Raw genomic sequence first — 18782 nt, 5'->3', positions numbered from 1 at the left:
TTTGTGAACGAATCCACCCTCCAGTCCGCCCTTTCCAATCCGCAAAACCTTGGAGAAATGCCGGATGCCGATGCCGTCGGCACCGTCGGCTCGCCTGATTGTGGCGACATGGTGCGCATGTGGCTGAAGTACAAGGACCAGGATGGCCGCAAGGTCATTGACAAGGCCAGCTTTCAGAGCTTCGGCTGTCAGACGGCCATTGCCGTGGCCAGCCTCGCGACTGAACTCATTCGTGGCAAGACCAAGGAGGAAGCCCTGCAAATGAGCGCAGCCGAACTCAGTGCGCCCCTGGGTGCCCTGCCTCCCATGAAGATCCATTGCGGTCAGATGGTCGAAGGGGCCCTCAAAGCCGCTCTGGAGGCTGAATCCAATGTGGCGCCCGCTACGTCTTCCAGCCCTCAGCAGCCTATTGGCCCCACCCTGATGGACAGCCTGAATGCCTCTGGCAAAACCTCAGGCAAGATCAAGATCGTCCTTCAGTCTTAGTTTAGTACCCATCACTATCCGAGTGATGCGAAGCTCCATCGTTTGCTTGAATAGATGAGTCACGCTGAGGCAGTTGCAGTTGGGTGTCACCAACAGCCTCGTCCTGTCAAATCCGCCCCGCCGCCTTGAGATCAAGATACCTGTTAGCCAGCGCAATCGGCAGATTTTGAGCTGTCTCATCCACCGTCACAATGCGGCTGGCCCTGAGCGAATCCAGTAAATGCACCCGCTGCTGCTCATAGTGGCAGAGCGCCCCATAGCCCAGTGCATCATCCAGGTTGGAGATGGGTTTGTCACTCCGCGCTTCCATCTCGCCTTCTCGTAGCATGGCCACTAAAACCAGGTGCCGCTTTTGCAAAAGTGCCACCGCCTTGGTCAGATGGGTGGTGTCTTCTGTTCGCAGATTGGTCAGAATGATGATCAGCGCCCGCCGTTTTTGCAGCGCCATCACACGCTCGGCCGCCTCGATGAAATCGCTCGGCTCCGTTGTCGTCTCATAATCATAGAGATGATTCAGCAGCGTCGGCATCGCCGGTGGGCCCTTCACCGGTTTCAGCCAGCGCTGCGCCCCGCCAAAGCCCGTCACCCCTACCTCATCCCCCTGTCGCAAGGCAATGTAGGCAATCAGCAGCATCGCATTTAAACAGTGGTCAAACTGGCTCAGCTCTCCGTCCATCGCCCGCATCCGCCGTCCACAGTCCGGTACCAGGATGATGCTCTGGTTGCGCTGCTCCTCATAGTCCCGGCTCACCAGCGTCTGCCGGCGCGCCGTCGCCTTCCAGTCCACCCGCGACAGCACATCCCCGTCCTGGTATTCCCGTAACTGATGGAAATCCAGTGTCGCTCCGCTGCGCCGCCGTTTCACGATGCCCATCTGCTCCTCCCGGTTGGCCGTGGCCAGCAGGGCAAAGCGCACCACCGGCTCATAGTTCGGGTAGCACCGCGTCTCGCTGCTCTCCCCCACCCGGTAAAGCCGCCGCCACAGGCCTAACAAAGAGTGTGCTAAAATATGTGCCGCGCTGAAAGTATGCAGCCCGCGTTTGGCAAAATGTGCCTCATAGGTCAAATCCACGTGCTCCTGCGTCGGCAGCGTGCCTTCCCACGGCAGCCCCTCCGCCAGCCCCTCCGGCGGCAGCCCATCATGCACCGTCACCTTCAAGGACCGGCTCATCGAATGCCTCAAGGTCAGTGTCACCGGCGACCTCACCCCCAGTGCGAACCTCCCCGGCACCACCCGCGTTACCGCCAGCCGCCGCCGGTTCGGCAGCGTAAAAAAATCCGCCAGTGCCGCGATCAGCAGCAGCACTCCCGCCCCCGCCCACACCGCCTGCAGCACACTCCAAACCGACGCCGCCAGCCCCAGCAAGGCCCAGCCAGACACCAGTCGTAGAGTCAATAAAGAAGGTCGCATCGCCGCAATGTTCAAAGGCCGAAAACCGAATACCGTAAACCGCCCTACGCCCTTGGCGCTTCCACACTGCGGATCACCGTCTCCAGCACATGGTCCACCGTCTGGCCGGAGATGGCCACCTCTGGTGTCAGGGACACCCGATGCCGCAGCACCGGCAGCGCCGCCCGTTTCACATCCCCAGGAGTGATGTATCGCCGCCCTTCCAGCAGCGCATACGCCTTGGCCACCCTCACCAGGCTGATGGCGCCGCGCGTTCCTGCGCCCAGGGAAATGGCCCCATGATGGCGGGTTGCCCGCGTCAGGTTCACAGCATAGGCCACCACGCTGTCCACCGCCTCCACCTCGGCCGCTTCTTGTTGAGCCTGCAAAATATCTTCCGTCGTGCAGACCGGCTGCACCTGCTCAGGCCTCAGCCCCCGGCCACCGGCAGCGGACGACACCGCTTTCACAATGGCCGACTCCTGCTGTAAACCCGGGTAATCAATCAGGATCTTCAGCAGGAAGCGGTCAAGCTGCGCCTCGGGCAGGGGATACGTGCCTTCCTGCTCGATCGGGTTCTGCGTGGCAAAGGTCATAAATGGCAGCGCCAGCCCATACGTCTCACCGTCAATCGTCACCTGCGCCTCCTGCATCACCTCCAGCAGCGCCGATTGCGTCTTCGCTGGTGCCCGGTTGATCTCATCTGCCAGCAAAAGCTGCGTGAAGACCGGCCCCTGCCGCACCCGGAAACTCTGGCTGCCCAGGTCATAGAGCGTATGCCCCGTCACATCCGAGGGCATCAGATCCGGGGTGAACTGGATGCGCCGGAATTCCGCGCCAAACGTCCTCGCCAGTGCCAGCACCAGATGCGTTTTGCCAAGGCCCGGCTTGCCCTCCAGCAGCACATGGCCGCCTGCCAGAAGCGCCGCCAGCACCTGCTGGATCACTTCCGTCTGGCCGATGAACACCTGTTCCACCGCTAACCGGATCTGTTTCAGCAGCTCGCTGGAACTTGGTTTTCCCGGCGGCGGAGCCTGGATGGCCGCCTGGTCGTATGACGGCTGATAAGTTGGAAGCGGTGGCGGTGCGTAGGCAGAATCCGGGGCAGAGTCATTCATGGCAGATCAGGTGCAGAGCAGGAAAAGGAAAGCCGTTAACCTAGGTAACCAGGTGAACTAGGCTCACTTCTTCTCTTTGGGAAGCACTTTCACCGCCACGGCACGATTTGCCTCAAGGAACTCTTTGGCCAGAGCTTGGATTTCCTCCTTTGTGATGCCCTGGAAATCACTGAGCAGGTTCTTCGCCCACTCGATCCGCTCCGGATGCTCCTGGGCATTGCGGACCACGTTTTGCGACCAGTAACGGTTGTCCCGGCGCATTTGCTCCAGCTGGCTCATCAGCGGCTTCTGCGCCCGCTCAAATTCATCGTCCGTGATCGGTCCGGTCGCCAGTTCCGCTGCGATCTCCACCACCAGTTTGGCAATGGGTTCCGCCTGCTCCGGTTTGCACTCGATCATTGCCGTCATATAACCGTATCCTGTGAAGGTATCGCTGGCCACGTGGTAGCAGGCCGGGCTGTAAGTCTCGCCCAGCTCCTCACGCACCTTGATGCGCAGGCGGTCATCCAAGACTGCGCCCAGCAGGCTCAGACGGCGAGTGCGCTGGATGTCCAGCATATCGCCCGTGTGCCAGTACATCGCTGCAATCGCCTTCGGGATCTCCGTATCAAACGGGATGTCCTTTGTCACCGGCCCCTGCGGGAATGGCATCATGCGAGCCTCTTCAAATTTCGGTTTCTCCGCCGCCCGCTTCGGCAGCGCGCCCAGCGTCTTCGCCACCGCATCCAGCACCGCCTTCGGCTCCACATCCCCCACCACGGACACCTCCACGTATTCCTCTGTCAGTGGTTTCGTCATCCATGCTTCCAGCTCGCCGAGATTGCGCTTCTGCATGGTGGAGATCGGCGGAAAGCCAAACCGGTGGTCATCGCTATGGATGAAGGCCACCACCTTGTCCGCCATGATGCCCTCCGCCGTATGCTGGAGTTGCACATACATCGGCTCCAGATTCTTCTGAAACTGGCGCTGTGCCTCTTCACGGTAACCCGGGGCTGTCATATACGCCGTCAGCAGTTGCAACTGCGCCTCCAGGTCCGCAGGAGTGGTGCGTCCGCTCAGCATGAAGGCCTCATCGCCCACGCTGAAGTCGCTGCCCACACTCTTGCTGGCAAAGATGCGCCGGATGTCATCCACGCTGTGCTCCTTCAGCCCGCCCATGATGAACGTGCTCTGCGCAAAAGGGATGATGCCCTGCTGGTCCTTCGGTGTGCTCAGCTTGCCGCCGCCGAAGTTGATCGTCACCCGGACCGTGCCTTTTTCAAAAGGCGTCGGCTTGATGTTCACGCGCACGTTGTTTTCAAAGGTGGCCAGCGTCATCTCCAGGTCACTCACCACATTCTGATGAATGATCTTCCCTGGCTCGCCAAAGTTCGTGTAGGCAAAGGCTGCCGTTTCTTCCTGCTTCGGTGCCTCCACAGGCTTGCCCTTGCTCTCATTGTAAACAGTTTTGATCTGCTCCGCTGCATCGCCTTCCAGCTTCAATTTTCCGCCCACAAAGATCTGCACATCGTCACCCTTCCAGGTCTCAGCCAGGGACGTGTGGCACTCTTCTTTCTTCAGGCCCGCCAATGCCTCCTTCACCCGCTCCATGTCATCGGCAGGATGCGTGATGACCTTCTTTGCCGCCAGGATGCTCACCAGCCCGCTGGCCAGGTCGCGGGATTTACGTGAGTCCGCCTGTGCCGCGCGCAGTTCCACCGTCTTCAGCAAGGAGGCCTTGGCCTCTTCAAATTCCGCATCGGTAAACCCGTGCTCCACCGCCCGGCGAATCTCCGTCTCCAGCAGCGTCAGCGTCTCCTTCCACTGGTCCGGGGCGCACTGGCCCATGATGCCGATCACCTCCACAAATTCAAGATACTCATAGCTGTAGGACTCCCCGCTGATGAAGGGCGCATTCTCCGCCTTGGCCAGCTTGGACAGGCGCTGGTTGATCATCGCATCCGCCAGGTCACGCACCATTTGTTCACGCCGCGTGGCCGCACTGTCAGGCTTGTTCTTCGCCGGGCGCAGCATCTCGATGGAGATGTCCACCGCCTTCGCTTCCATTTCCGTATGAAGCTTGGCAATCAGACCGCGCCCTGTGCTGATTTTGCCCAGGTCCGGGTCCTCCGCATCCGGTCCCACCGCCTTGGCATCGGCAAAGTTCTTCTCGATCTCCTGCTTCACCATGTCCACATCCTTAAAATCACCAACCGCCACGATCACCGTGCGCTTGGGTGTGTACCACTTGTTATAAAACTCCACAAACCGCGCCCGCTGCATCGTCTTGATCGTCTCCTCCGTGCCAATGGGCAGGCGGTTCGGCAGCAGGGAATCCGGCAGGGCAAACTTGTAGCCCTCCAGCATCGTGCGGTAGTCAATCGAATCACGGCTCAGCTTCTCGCTCAGAATGATGCCGCGTTCCTTGTCAATGTCCTTCTCACCCAGCGACATCCCGTCCAGATAATCGCGGAAAAGCTGCATGCCCTCGCCCAGCATTTTTTCTTCCACCTTCGGCAGCTCCAGCATGTACACCGTCTCTTTAAAGGATGTGTGTGCATTGGTGTCCGCACCAAAGCCCATGCCCAGCCGCTGGAAGTACTCCACCATCTCACCGCCAGGGAAATGTCGGCTGCCATTGAAGGCCATGTGCTCCAAATAATGCGCCATGCCCTGCTGGTCATCCTCCTCCATCAGCGATCCCACATCCATATATATGCGGATGCTCGCCCGGCCTGGTGGTTCCTTGTTTGGCAGGATCACATACCGCAGCCCGTTCTCCAGACTCCCAAACGTCGCCTGCGGATCAGGCTTCAGGTCACTCTTCTCATGCGGCCATTGCGCAGCCGCCGAAAGACAAATCAAAAACAGGGCACAGGTAAGTCGGATCATGGTTATTCTATACAAGAACGTCGCAGGACCCTGGCCTGTCGAGAAAAAGTCACATTAAGTGCCAAAGTCCGGGCTTCAGTACAAGTTACCCTCCTCACGCCCTCGGCCCCACCTGCTCCCTCGGCCGGATCATCAGCACGATCCCCACCGACACAATGCAAACGCAGACGAACACCCCAAAGATCATGTTCAGCGGCACCCCCTTGTCCGACATGTAGCCAAAGCCCCAGTCCGCCGCCCCGCCGCACATCATGCTCACAAAGTTCATCACCCCATAACCCGTCGCCCGCAGCTCCGGCCGGGTGATCTGGGACAGGATGGGCATATTGTTGCAGTCAAAGAAGCCCCAGCCGATGCCAAACAGGATCAGCGCCGCAATCGCCAGGCCAAAGGAACCCAGCGCAGGCGCGTTCCCCACGCCAAACAGCGCCGGGATGATGCACAGCATGCCGATGGCGCTCACATAAATGCGGCCTCGTGGTGACTTCCGCATCCACCGGTCCGCCAGCCAGCCACCAAGGATGGCCGACACCAGCGCCGCCCCCTGCCAATAAAGCGCCGCGGAAACGCCCGCCTTGCCCTGGCTGATGTTAAATTCCTTCTGCAAGATCGCCGGCATCCAGTCCCGCACCACCCAGGCCGCCAGGGCAGGGAGGGTGAAGTAAAGCACCAGCAAGATGAAAGACGGATTTGTAAACAGCTCTTTCATCGCCGTGAATGCGGATGGCTTGGCCACCGGTGACGCGATTTCCGCCGCCGAGCGTGGTGCATCCTTCAGCAAAAATAAAAGCGGCACCGCATACAGAATGCCGATCAGTCCGGTAACATCAAAAGCACCGCGCCAACCAAAGTCCGGCCAGTCCGCCGCATACCCGGCAAAGCCACCCACCATCACCCCGCAGTAAATGCCCATTTGATGCACACCCACCGCACGCGAGCGGGTCGGCCCGGTATGGAAATCGGTAATCAGCGCAAGCGCCGCCGGAATGTAAAAGGCCTCACTGATGCCCATGGCCGTGCGCGCCCAGTACAGCTCCTGGAAACTGTTCACATGCCCCGTCAGATATGTAATGAGCGACCACACAAAAAGGCTGCCGCAAATGGTGTATTTACGACTAAATCGGTCTGCGATATATCCGCCGATGGGGCTGAAGATCGCATACACCCATTTGAAGGACGCCAGCATGTGCCCCCAATTTTCTTCAGAACCGATGTCCGTGATCTCCCCCATCACCGAGGCCTTCATCGAGGCGATCATTTGCCGGTCCAGATAGTTCAGCAGCGCCACGGGAAACAGCAGGCCCACGATCAGCCAGGCCGTGCGGGAGACAGTGCTGGGCGGGGTATCCATCGGTTGGGACAGGTTCATAGGGTCGGTTGGGAAGGTTGCCATTAATCACATTCAGCCCGCCGGGCAAAGCGCAAAGCGATGCCAATGCTTGACCTCAGGGTGCAGCTTCTTGTCCATGCATCCCCGCCACGGCCAGCACAAAATGCCTGTCTTTTCTTGTGACCAGTGATCGAAAAGGATTCCCTCGCACGCTTACACCGGAGTATCACAGCCGCTTTCATGAACCACCATCCAGCCAGCCCTGAAGAAACCGCCGTCTATCGCAAGGTCACCTGGCGGCTCATTCCGCTGCTCTTCACCTGCTACATCCTCGCTTACATTGACCGCGTCAATGTCGGCTTTGCCAAGCTGTCCATGAAGGCCGAGCCCTGGTTCAATGACGGCGTTTTTGCCACCGGTGCAGGCATCTTTTTCCTCGGTTATTTCTTCTTTGAAGTCCCCGGAAACGTCATCCTCCACCGCGTTGGCGCACGCATCTGGATCGCCCGCATCATGATTGGCTGGGGGTTCGTGTCCGGCTGCATGGCCCTCAGCGACAGCGCGGTCTCCTTTTACACGTTGCGCTTTTTGTTAGGCGTCGCCGAGGCCGGTTTCTTCCCCGGCATCATTCTTTACCTCACCTACTGGTACCCCCGACGTCATCATGCCCACATGGTCGCCCTGTTCATGACCGCCATTGCTGTCTCCGGGGTCATCGGTGGTCCTCTGTCCGGCTGGCTGCTCAAGATTTCCGACGGCTGGTACGGCCTCGCCGCCTGGAAGTGGCTTTTCATCCTGGAGGCCATTCCAACCATTTTGTTAGGTGCCGCCGTGCCCTTCCTCCTCGCCGACCGCCCCTCCAGGGCCAAGTGGCTGACCGATGCCGAAAAAGCCCTGCTGGAAGACAATCTCGCTCACGATGAAAAGGCGAAGACCGCTGAAGGCCACGGCCTGCATGGTTTCCTCGATGCCTTTAAATCGGTCAAAATCTGGATCTGCTGCGGCATCTATTTCGGTGCCATCATCGGTCTCTACGGCACCTCATTCTGGCTCCCCCAGATCATCAAGGACAAGCTCACCCAGGATGATGCCCTGGTTGGCCTCTACTCCGCCATCCCCTGGGGCTGCGCCGCCATCGGCATGGTCCTCGTCGGCCGTCACAGCGACCGCACGGGTGAGCGTCGCTGGCACATAGGCCTTTCCTCAGCCACCGCCGCCATCGCCTTTTCTCTCAGCGGTCTGCCAGGCATGCATCCTTTCCTCGTGCTCGCCCTTTTCGCCGTCGCGCTCACCGGCGTTATGAGCAGCATTTCCTGCTTCTGGACCCTGCCCACCGCCATGCTCTCCGGCACCGCTGCCGCCGTCGGCATCGCCGGCATCAATTCCATCGGCAATCTCGCCGGTTACCTCGGCCCCGAAATGATCGCTTGGCTCAAAGCTCACTTCGACCACCAGGCCGCCATGAACGGCGTCGCCGCCTTCCTCGCCCTCTCCGGCCTCCTCGCCATCTTCGGCATCCGCCCCGTAGCTCAGTTGCGCCGCAACTGATTCTTCTGCAGTCTTCTCAAACCCCCAGCCCCTGATAATAGGGGGCCAGCCGCCGCGCATGCTCATCATACGCCGCCTCAAAAAGTGCCGTCGCCTTTACCCCCCCCACCAGCACTCCCGCTGTCAGCACCTTCGGCGGCTGCCCAGCCTGCGTCAGCCGTTGCGCCACCTCCGCCTTCACCGCATTTACGATCAGGCACCCGCCCACCGTGCTCCCCGGGGCCACCGGCGTCTCCAGTCCTTCGATCTTCACCATCGCATCCCCAACAGGAGCACCCGTATCCAGCACGATGTCCGCAAAGTCCTGCAGCTTCTTCCCGCCCGGATGCCGCGTCGTGCTCGCCTCCGCATGGTCCTTGGAAATCAGCGCCACCACCTTCACTCCGCGCCGCTGAAACTCCTCCGCCATCTCCACCGGCACCACATTGCAGCCGCTGGAGGACACCACCAGCGCACTGTCCCCCGCCTTCAGGTCAAAGTTTCGCAAAATCCGCGCCGCCAGTCCGCTGACATTCTCCAGGAACATCGCCTGCCTTTGCCCATTGGCCCCGACCACCAGGTTATGAAACGTCAGGCTCAGTTCCACAATCGGATTGAATCCCGGAAACGATCCATACCGCGGCCACATCTCCTCCACCAAAATGCGGCTGTGCCCCGACCCAAACACATGCACCATCTGCCCCGCCAGAATCGTCTTCGCAAACAGATCCGCCGTCTCCTGGATCGCAGGCAACTGCTCGCGCACGCGCTTAAAAAGGTCCGCAGAGTGATCAAGAAAAAGTTCAGCCGGTGTCATTCCCCACCCTGAAACAAAACCCCCGCCTCCGCCTCCAAAAAGTCGTTTTGTCACCGTCCAAGAGCAGACCACGGAGTGCGGACGCCCTCGTCCGCAACAACCCCGCATCACTCGGAGAGTGATGACTACTGTACGATCATCTCCCCCTTCATCACCAGCCAGTGACCGGGGAAGGTGCAGATATACGGATACCGCCCCGGTGCATCCGGGGCCTTGAACCGCAAGACTTCCCGCTCCCCCTGCATCAGCATCTTGGTATGATGCAGGATCTTCGGGCTGTCCGGCAGGAACCCCTTGGCCATGCCGTCCGGCAGCTTCGCCATCTCATTGCCCGCCATGCCCACTTCATCCGCCGCGCCAGGCTGCACGATGAGCAGGTTGTGAGGTGTCACGTCCGGATTGTCAAAAACCAGCTTCACCGGTGCGCCTGGTTTCACGGTGAACTCACGCACATCAAACAGCAGCCGCTCCGGGATCGTCTTGATCATCACCGTTTGCAGCCCCGCCTGGTCATCAAAAGGATCCGGCTTCTCCGCCTTCTTTTTCTTGGACAGCCAGTTGGGTTTCTTTGGCTCAGACTCCTTCAAAAAGGATTCCAGCTCTGGATGCTTCGCCATAAACTCCGCATTGCCTTTCCACAACGGTTGCAGCGTGTGACTGTCCAAAGCCGTCCGCAGCGCATAGGTCAAATATTCGTCCATCGGATGCTTCAGCAAATCCAGCGCCGCCTCCAGAGCCTCCGGGGTGCCGATGTAACTGGCCGAGATGGCCGCTTCCAGGCGGACGATGCCGGATTTGTCGTTAGATGCATTCTGAAGATACTCTGCGACGGGAAAGTTATCAAACTCCCATCTCAGACTTCGGGCGGCGGCGGCTCGAACTGCCGGAGCGCCCTTCTCAAGAAGAATTTCGGCAAACACGTCTTGGAGCAACTCACCCATCTCGAGCTTCTGTCCCAACGTTTGCCCCTGTTCAATTCTTGTGAAGCTTTGGAACAACCAAAGTGTCTCAAGAGCCAGCCGATGCCATTCTGGCTTGAGTTCACCATCAAATTCACGACGCATCCACTCGCCTATTGAGTCATCATTTCCGTCGATTCCTGCGGCGAACCTTTCCCTCAACTCCACCTTCGCCCGATACCGTGTCCGGTAGTTCTCGCTCTTTAGCAGATCCAGCAGTTCAGGAATGGCTGCCCCGGCGATCTTTGGGGCCTCTTCCAGAGGCTGGTTCTTGGCGGTGATGCGCCAGATGCGGCCGCTCTTTTTATCGCGACGGGTATCGCGCAGGGAATACTGCATGTGGCCTTTGACGGGGTTATACCAGTCGGCCACATACATGGCACCATCCGGTCCTTGCTGGATGTCCACAGGGATAAAGCTGAGGTTGGTGGACTGGAAGACAATACCGACCTTCTTCTCTTCAAAGTGGCTGTCGTGCTCCACCCATTCGTGCAGTTCCACCTCGTTGGTGGGTTTATACCGCACGCGCATAAAATGCTTTTTGCGCAAGTCGGCGGGCCAGTGGCTGCTGCTCAGGAACTCCTGGCCGCAGGTGCCGCTATACGCCGGGATAAAACCGCCCGCTGGCACATGGATGTCCGGATACGGGGCATTCAGCGCATGCACCGCGCTGGCGAATACCGGGTGGCTGCCGACATGGAAACCCCAGTCATCAAAGGTGATGCCCCAGGGATTCGTGCTCAGATAACTGCCAAAGGCCAGCAGCCTGCCGGTCTCCGGAGTATATCGGAAGAAGCTGCTCTCACGCGCCCGCACCGGCCCATAAGGCGTCTCCACCTGGCTGTGATGAAAGATGCTCTCACGGAAGATGAGGTCACCCTCCGGGCTCCACACAAAGTCATGGAGCGCATGGTGGCTGTCCTCCGTGCCGAAGCCGGTCAGCAGCTTCTCCCGGTGATCCGCCTTGCCGTCGCCATCGGTATCCTTGAGGAAGGTCAGGTGCGGCTGGTCGGAGACATACACGCCGCCATGGCCCAGCTCAAAGCTCAGCGGGATGTGCAGCTTGTCGGCCCACACGCTGCACTTGTCCGCCTTGCCGTCGTTGTTGGTGTCTTCCAAAATCAGGATCTTGTCCTCAGGCACATGGCCGGGAAGGATCTGCGGATACGTGGTGCTCGTGCTCACCCACAGGCGGCCTTTGGCATCAAATCGCATTGCGATAGGTTTCACAAACTCCGGGAAGTCTTCCTCACTGGCAAAACAAGACACCTCAAAGCGCGGATCAATCTGAAACGACTTCAGCTCGTCCTCCGCACTCATCCATTCATTCACCGGCCGGTCCCCCGTGATGGAGGGCAGGGGAGTGGTCTTGGAGTCGTCTATAAGCGCGGCAATCGCCGTCTCTGGAGCATCCGTTTGAACCGGAGTCTTGCCTGCGGCGATGTCCCAAATGACGCCGTCACGGATGGCCACCATCTGCTTCAGCTTCTCCAGCTCCCCCGGAAAGTTCACCACCCCATACGGCTCCGCACGGCCGCCTTTGATGTAGTAGTAGTTAAGCGGCCGATAATACTGGAAGAACTTTGTCTCCTTCTCCACCACCGCAGCGCGCACAGCTTCATTCAGCGTGGGGGCCGTTTCATCAAAGGTGGCCCGGTATAGCTCCTCGGCAAAGAGGCGGTATCCCTGCTCGTTCAAGTGAACGCCGTTGATGGTATAGGCCGGAGCATCCATCCGCTCATTCATCGTGGAGAATACCTCCGCAAAGCCAACGCCTTCAGCTTGTGCCACCTTCTTCATGGCCTCGCTATAAGGCTGGATCTGAGCATTTAGATCTTCATGCGGTTTCTCCGCTGGAGTGGGGGAGACAAGCACAATCTGCGGGGCCGACTTGCCATTGTAGCGATGGCTCTTCAGCTCGATGAGGAAGGCTTTCAGCAGGGTCTCAAATTCCGCCAGTCCTTCCTGGCCCTTGAAGGATTCGTTGAACCCAAAGGCCGCAAAGATCACATCTGCCTGATGCTCGGTGAGGTGCTGGTTCAGGTCACCGAATCCGTCCGGGCGAGGACGCAGGGCTACTTCATCGGCGCTCCAGGCCAGATTTCGGACGATGAGCCGGTGCTCCGGGAACTTCTGGTGCAGCAGGGCCTCGAAAGTGCCGTAGTCCCGCATCCGGTCGAACAGGGAATTGCCCACCAGGGCCACCCGGGTGCCGGGTTTCAGCTCCAGTGGCAACTGGGCCTGGGCAATGGACAGAAGGCATAGGGAGGTCAGGATGAAGCGGATCATGGCTGGCAGAAGTGACTAAACGCGGGTTGCTTGTTACCTCCCGCATTTGGGGTGAAAACCGGACAAATTTTTTCACCGCATGGACGGCCTAACAAAAAGGGCCGTCAGAGGACGGCCCTTTCGAAAAATGCTGGGAACGGAGGCTTACTTCTTGGCCAGACTGAGGATCTGGTAGTTCTTGGCGTAGGTGCCGAGAGCCTCAGTGGCGGATTCCTTGGTGATGTCCCCATTGTGAGACACGAGAATGAGTTTCTGGCTTTCCGGTGTTTCACCAGGTTTCACATCCACACTAACGACATCCGTCAGCTTCTGGGTGAGGGCGGCGGTGATGTGGGCTTTGCAGGAGGCGCAGACCACACCGGTGATCTCGCCTTCATAGGTGACCGTTTTCTTGTCATCAGCGGCATGCAGGGCGGCGGAAATGAGGAGAGTGAGGGCGAGGAAGAGTTTTTTCATAAAATGGGATTGCGGGCAGGAGGTATAAAAACGCCGGGATGTGGATTTGTCCAGCATCCCGGCGTCAGTCAGATCAGAGAATTACTTCTCGAGGGTTTCACCAGCCTTCTTCCAACCGGAGATGCCGGCGGAAAGGTGCTTCACATTGGTGTAGCCCAGTTCCTTGGCCTTGTTGGCAGCCTTTTTGTAAGCGCTGCAGCTTGGGCCGCCGCAATAAGCGACGACGAGGGTGTCCTTGTCAGCAGGGAGAACCTTTTCAAGCTCACCACCTTTGGAGGCGAAGTCAATGGCGGTCGGCACTCGGCCGGCTTCATAGGAATCAGAACCATTGACGTCAATGACGACAACTTTCTTTTCAGCGATGGCCGTTTTGAGGTCGGCAATGCTGATATCAGGATACTCGGCAGCCATGGCGGAGGCGGCGAAGAGGGAGAGAGCGATAGCGAGCAGTTTCTTCATAGGATGTTCGTTGGTTTGGTTTGTCGGTTTGGTGTTTCGCACCTTTTCCGTGAAGGACTGTGGTGCGGGACAGGGATCAGACGCATGACCGGGGATTTTATTCCCGGCAGCGTTGGTTGGTCATCATTACGAACGGAAACGTTGAATCGTGCACAGAATCGTCACCTTACCGCCACCAAGACGGCAGGCCGGGCAGGGTTTCCTTCAGGATCACGCGGATGGCCCTTTTTTCCTCGGATGGCAGGTGGGCGTAGGCCGGGTTGGCGTTCTGTTCGCGAAGGCCCTCCGCCATTTTGAAATAAACCCGCTCGCGGAGCATCGCGGGCAGTTTTTGCCAGGAGTCGGTGTAGAGCATGTAGCTGCAGCGGTATTTGAAAATGCGGGTCTTCAGGTCGAAATCCTTCAGGGAGGGGCCGGCAGTGACGGGCTTTTTGTTACGCTGAAAGTCACGGATGAAGTCGGGATCGCCTTCGATGCCTTCGCGGGGAAGTTTGGCCTCGTCCACAAAGAGGATGTAACGGGCGAGCTCTTCGGCCAGTTCCTCAAGCTCCGGTTTGGCGGACATGGGCAGGCTGCCACGGCCATCGGCCAGGAGCTGGCGCATGACGTAGGCGGCATGGAAAACGCGGTTTTCAAAGCCGATCTGGTGCTCGTGGACGAGGTGGGGGAGGATGTCGCTGGTGGGACGCAGGTGCAGGCCCAGGTCGGACATCTTGCCAGGCTCCACGGGAGTCTTTTGGAATCCGCGTGAGGCGCTGGTGCTGCCCATGACATTGGCCAGGTTCTCCTTGAGGTGATGCTTTCCGGTCAGATGCCAGCCGCCGAAGCGCTTCTCCAGGGGAATTTGATGGCCCTGTTCATCACGGCGGTAGGTTTCCAGGCTGGCTCCGCTGAGCATGGGCAGGAGAGATTCGGCAATGAGGCCCGGCACGCGGCGGGTGGCATTGCCGGCATGGCAGTTGAAACATTTGTCCGACCTCATCATGGGCGGCACCCCTCCGCCGGGGCGCAGACGCTCGAAGATGTAAAACATGGCCCCCATTTCCGGGTCCATGGCGATGATCTCCACCTTGCCGCCAGGGACATAGCCGATGTAGGTGTCCTCATTGAAATAGAGGGCGCGGGGGTTTCGCGGGTTGATGATCTCGCTCTGCAGGGAGCTGGCGGAGAAGACGAGGAGCTGGGATGACTCGGGGATGTCCAGGGCCTTCAACAGGCTGGCGAGGAAGGCTTTGTCATCCGTGGTATCCAGCTTGACCTCACTCTTTTCGATTTGCTTTTGCAGACGGGCGAAACGGTCGTCCGGTTTGTATTCGAGATATTTATGCGGAGCCTCCTTGAATGCCACCCGGGTCTCAAGCGCAGAGGCGGAGACATACAGGAAGAGAAAAGGCAGGCAGGCCAAGCGAACCGTCATGTGGCAAATACGACGGTGCATGGCTGGATGTAGCGAAATTTTAACCCGAGGGATGCTTTAGCAGAGCGGCTCCGGCACGCTGTGGTGGTGGAGGGCGGCGGCGACAAAGCCGTTGAAAATCGGATGCGGGTCGTTGGGCTTGCTGCTGAATTCCGGGTGGAACTGGCAGGCGACGAAGAAAGGATGGTCTGGCAGCTCGATGGTTTCAGCCAGCTCGCCCTTCTGGGAGATGCCGCTGATGACCATGCCGTGGGATTCGAGCTGCTCCTTGTACTCGTCATTGACCTCGTAACGATGGCGGTGGCGCTCGTTGATGACGGTTTCCTTGTAAAGGTCGTGGACCTTGGAGCCAGGGGTGAGCTGGGTGACCCAGTTGCCCAGGCGCATGGTGCCGCCGAGCTGTTTCACTTTTTTCTGCTCCTCCATCATGCTGATGACGGGGGCGGGGGTGGCTTTGTCAAACTCGGTACTGTTGGCGTCTTTCAGCTCGCAGACATTGCGAGCAAATTCGATGACGGCAATCTGCATGCCGAGACAGATGCCAAAGAAGGGGATGCCGCAGCGGCGGGCATAACCCGTGGCGAGGATCTTGCCTTCGGTGCCACGGTCGCCAAAACCGCCGGGGATGAGGATGCCCTGGAGGCCGCTGAGGTAGATGTCGGGGCCGCCTTTTTCGATGGCCTCTGCATCCACGCGGACGATGTCCACTTTGCAGTCATTGGCGGCACCGGCGTGAGTAAGGGCTTCGTAGATGCTTTTGTAGGCATCCTGAAGCTCAATGTATTTGCCGACGACGCCGATGCGGACGTGGTGGGTGGGGTGAATGACGCGCTGGACAAAATGGCGCCATTTGCCCAGGTCAGGCTGGTGGGTGGTGAGGTTGAGCTGCTTGCAGACGACGTCGTCCAGGCGCTCTTCGTGGAGCTTCAGGGGGACTTCATAAATGCTATGCTTGACGTCGCGGACCTCGATGACGTCCTCAATGGGGACGTTGCCGAAGAGGGAGATTTTTTCGCGCACGTCCTGATCCAGAGGATGCTCAGTCCGGCAGAGGATGATGTGCGGGGCGATACCGATTTCCCGCAGCTTGGCGATGGATTGCTGGGTGGGCTTGGTCTTCAGCTCCTGGGCGGCCTTGATGTAAGGGACCAGGGTGGCGTGGATGAACAGGACATTGCCCTGGCCGGTCTCGTGACCAAACTGGCGGATGGCTTCCAGGAAAGGCAGGCCCTCAATGTCACCGACGGTGCCGCCGATTTCGGTAATGATGACATCGGCCGTCATCTTGGTGGCCACTTCCTTGATGCGGTCCTTGATTTCGTTGGTCACGTGCGGGATGACCTGGACGGTGCGTCCCTGGTATTTGCCCGCGCGCTCCTTGTTCAGCACGCTCTGGTACACCTGGCCGCTGGTCAGGTTGTTCAGTCGGGAGAGGTTGGTATGGGTGAAGCGCTCGTAATGGCCGAGGTCGAGGTCGGTTTCAGCACCGTCATCCAGGACGTAAACTTCCCCGTGCTCGTAGGGGTTCATCGTGCCGGGGTCAATGTTCAGATAGGGGTCGAACTTCTGCATGATGACCTTGAGGCCACGGAGTTCGAGCAGGGTGCCGAGGGCGGATGCGGCCAGCCCTTTGCCAAGTGAACTGACGACTCCGCCGGTGACGAAGATGTATTTCATGGGCTGGTGCTGCTGGGAGGTAGGCATGGGTCAGAGGGAGGGGGAAAGAAGTTGTTTTTCGATGGCGGCAGCCTGTTCAGGCGTGTCAACGCCGGGGGAGAGGTCGTCGGTGAGGACGATGCGGAGCGGGACGCCGTTTTCGACGGCGCGAAGTTGCTCAAGCGATTCGGTCTGCTCCAGACGAGATGGAGGCCAGGCGACGAATTGAAAGAGAAAACTGCGCTGAAAGCCATAAATCCCCAAATGCCGGTAATGGCGCACGCCGGGGCTGGGGTTGCGCACGAAGGGCAGGGGGGAGCGGGAAAAGTAAAGGGAGTCGCCTTTCACATCAAAGACGACTTTGACGACGTTCGGATCGGTGACCTGGGTCTCGTCATGAATGGGTGCGGCGGCGGTGATCATGCGCACTTGGGGCTCACGGCGAAGGACGACGGCCAGTTCATCAATGAGTGCAGGGGAAATGAGGGGTTCGTCCCCCTGGACATTGATGATGGTGCGGTGGTCTGGAAACGAACGGGCGGCCTCGGCAATGCGGTCAGTGCCGCTGGGGTGGTCGGGCGAGGTGAGTACGGCGCGGGCGCCAAAAGCGGCGGCGGCTTCGGCGATGCGCTCGTCATCGGTGGCGATGATGATGTCATCCACCTGGCGGCAGTCCTGGCAGCGCTCCCAGACGTGCTGCACCAGGGGCTTCCCGGCGATGAGGTGGAGCGGCTTGCCTGGGAATCGGGTGGATCCCCAGCGGGCAGGTATGGCTACAAGAGTGCGTTGGTTCTCTGGATCAGGCAAGGTGGGTGACAGGGCGGTTCAATTGAGATGGCGCGGAGCGGTCGGGGGTGCAAGAGAAAGGATTTATGACTTATGATTTGTGATTGATGATTTGGGTGGTGAAGGGGGGCTGGGCCCTGGAGAGGTGGAGGTGAGAGCAAGCGTAGTGAAATGGCGAAAAAAAGTTTGTTTTCTTACTGGCTTCCTGGCTGAGTCTTCAGTCATGGATATCGCTTTGAAAATGTCTATGGGGTGGGGTTTGGCCCTTTTGTTAGGGATTTGTGCGGTTGAAGCAAGAGCCGAGGAGACCGGGGAGGCGGAACTGTTTTCGGTGAAAGTGACAGGGCAGGGACCGGCGATGATCCTGATTCCGGGGCTAAGCTGCGGAGGGCATGTTTGGGACGGGACGGTGGCGCATTTTCAAGACCGCTATGAGTGCCATGTGGTGACGCTGGCGGGGTTTGCCGGGCAGCCGGCGATCCAGGGTCCGATGCTGGAGAGGATTCGCGACGGGCTGGGGCAGTATATACAGAACAAGAGACTGGAGAGGCCGGTGATTGTTGGGCACAGCCTGGGGGCTTTTATGTCCTTCTGGCTGGGGGCGGCTTTTCCAGACAAGCTGGGGCCGATCATTGCGGTGGACGGGGTGCCTTATTTCCCCGGTTTGGCGGACCCGAAAGCGACGCCGGAATCGGTAAAGGGGCTGGCGGATGGGATGCGATCCATGCGGAAGTCGCAGACACCGGCCCAGGCGGCTTTTGGGCTGCGGTTGTTTTTGCGGCCGATGGTGACAGATGAAAAGGACTTTGAAGAGATCGCGGAATCGAGTGTGAAATCAGACCCCAAGGCGGTGGGGCAGGCGCTGTATGAACTGATGACCACGGACCTGCGGCCACTGGTGGGCAAGATCCGGTCGCGGGTGTTGTTGCTGGGGGCGACGGCAATGGCAACGACGCCCGAACAGCGCAAACAGATGGAGGAGCACTACCGCGTGCAAGTAGCGAGCATCCCGGAGCATGAGGTGACTTTTGCGTCCAAGGCGAGGCATTTTATCCAGATGGATGAACCGGAGTTTTTGTTCGCAGAGATGGAGCGGTTTTTGGTGGCGGGGAAGGGGGAGTGAGGCAGGACAGGGTAAAAAGATTCAGGGTAGAAAAATTTTGTTTTTTGGATGGGGCAGTATTGCAATTTGCTTGAATGCTTTTTGTTAGACTGAAAATG

At 59.1% G+C, this 18782-nt stretch carries 14 protein-coding genes; 3 read left to right on the top strand and 11 right to left on the bottom strand.

From position 1 onward, the window contains the following. The first annotated feature begins 3 nt into the window (after positions 1-3). The gene (locus WJU23_RS08260) at positions 4-486 is read left to right on the top strand and encodes an iron-sulfur cluster assembly scaffold protein (RefSeq protein ID WP_346332077.1); all 483 of its coding nucleotides are present in this window, start codon (positions 4-6) and stop codon (positions 484-486) included. Between the two features lie 106 nt (positions 487-592). On the opposite strand, the gene WJU23_RS08255 is transcribed toward WJU23_RS08260, so the two are convergent. From WJU23_RS08255 to WJU23_RS08240, 4 genes are all read right to left on the bottom strand, one after another. Next, positions 593-1897 carry a DUF58 domain-containing protein gene (locus tag WJU23_RS08255; RefSeq protein ID WP_346332076.1) on the bottom strand — a complete coding sequence of 435 codons (1305 nt, stop codon included), beginning with the start codon at positions 1895-1897 and terminating at the stop codon, positions 593-595. 44 nt (positions 1898-1941) lie between these two features. Next, complete coding sequence (locus WJU23_RS08250; RefSeq protein WP_346332075.1) at positions 1942-2994, bottom strand: MoxR family ATPase; 1053 nt, start codon at positions 2992-2994, stop codon at positions 1942-1944. A 63-nt stretch (positions 2995-3057) separates the two neighbouring features. Then, the gene (locus WJU23_RS08245) at positions 3058-5865 is read right to left on the bottom strand and encodes an insulinase family protein (RefSeq protein ID WP_346332074.1); all 2808 of its coding nucleotides are present in this window, start codon (positions 5863-5865) and stop codon (positions 3058-3060) included. Positions 5866-5959: 94 nt separating this feature from the next. Further along, a complete protein-coding gene (locus WJU23_RS08240; RefSeq protein ID WP_346332073.1) occupies positions 5960-7234 on the bottom strand; it encodes an MFS transporter in 1275 nt (424 codons plus the stop codon). Between the two features lie 201 nt (positions 7235-7435). Here WJU23_RS08240 and WJU23_RS08235 point away from each other — a divergent pair, with 201 nt between their 5' ends. After that, a complete protein-coding gene (locus tag WJU23_RS08235) occupies positions 7436-8743 on the top strand; it encodes an MFS transporter (RefSeq protein WP_346332072.1) in 1308 nt (435 codons plus the stop codon). A 16-nt stretch (positions 8744-8759) separates the two neighbouring features. On the opposite strand, the gene WJU23_RS08230 is transcribed toward WJU23_RS08235, so the two are convergent. The 7 genes from WJU23_RS08230 to kdsB all read right to left on the bottom strand — a co-directional run bounded on the left by WJU23_RS08230 (position 8760) and on the right by kdsB (position 17582). Continuing rightward, on the bottom strand, positions 8760-9539 hold the full coding sequence (locus tag WJU23_RS08230; RefSeq protein WP_346332071.1) for an SIS domain-containing protein: 780 nt from the start codon (positions 9537-9539) through the stop codon (positions 8760-8762). 125 nt (positions 9540-9664) lie between these two features. Continuing rightward, a complete protein-coding gene (locus WJU23_RS08225) occupies positions 9665-12787 on the bottom strand; it encodes a PVC-type heme-binding CxxCH protein (protein ID WP_346332070.1) in 3123 nt (1040 codons plus the stop codon). Positions 12788-12931: 144 nt separating this feature from the next. Then, the gene (locus WJU23_RS08220) at positions 12932-13243 is read right to left on the bottom strand and encodes a hypothetical protein (protein ID WP_346332069.1); all 312 of its coding nucleotides are present in this window, start codon (positions 13241-13243) and stop codon (positions 12932-12934) included. A gap of 81 nt (positions 13244-13324) precedes the next feature. Then, the gene (locus WJU23_RS08215; protein ID WP_346332068.1) at positions 13325-13702 is read right to left on the bottom strand and encodes a rhodanese-like domain-containing protein; all 378 of its coding nucleotides are present in this window, start codon (positions 13700-13702) and stop codon (positions 13325-13327) included. A gap of 166 nt (positions 13703-13868) precedes the next feature. After that, complete coding sequence (locus WJU23_RS08210; protein ID WP_346332067.1) at positions 13869-15140, bottom strand: hypothetical protein; 1272 nt, start codon at positions 15138-15140, stop codon at positions 13869-13871. A 36-nt stretch (positions 15141-15176) separates the two neighbouring features. Continuing rightward, complete coding sequence (locus tag WJU23_RS08205; protein WP_346332290.1) at positions 15177-16796, bottom strand: CTP synthase; 1620 nt, start codon at positions 16794-16796, stop codon at positions 15177-15179. Positions 16797-16826: 30 nt separating this feature from the next. Further along, positions 16827-17582: a 3-deoxy-manno-octulosonate cytidylyltransferase gene (gene kdsB, locus WJU23_RS08200; protein WP_346332066.1), complete on the bottom strand. Its 756-nt coding sequence runs from the start codon at positions 17580-17582 to the stop codon at positions 16827-16829. A gap of 337 nt (positions 17583-17919) precedes the next feature. Between kdsB and WJU23_RS08195 the strand changes: the two genes are divergently transcribed. Beyond that, on the top strand, positions 17920-18684 hold the full coding sequence (locus tag WJU23_RS08195) for an alpha/beta hydrolase (RefSeq protein ID WP_346332065.1): 765 nt from the start codon (positions 17920-17922) through the stop codon (positions 18682-18684). The last annotated feature ends 98 nt before the right edge of the window (positions 18685-18782 follow it).

This window comes from Prosthecobacter sp. SYSU 5D2, from assembly GCF_039655865.1.
In the GTDB taxonomy this organism is placed as follows: Bacteria; Verrucomicrobiota; Verrucomicrobiia; order Verrucomicrobiales; family Verrucomicrobiaceae; genus Prosthecobacter.
The sequence above is the reverse complement of the archived record's forward strand: the minus strand, read 5'-3'. Positions and strand labels throughout refer to the sequence as shown.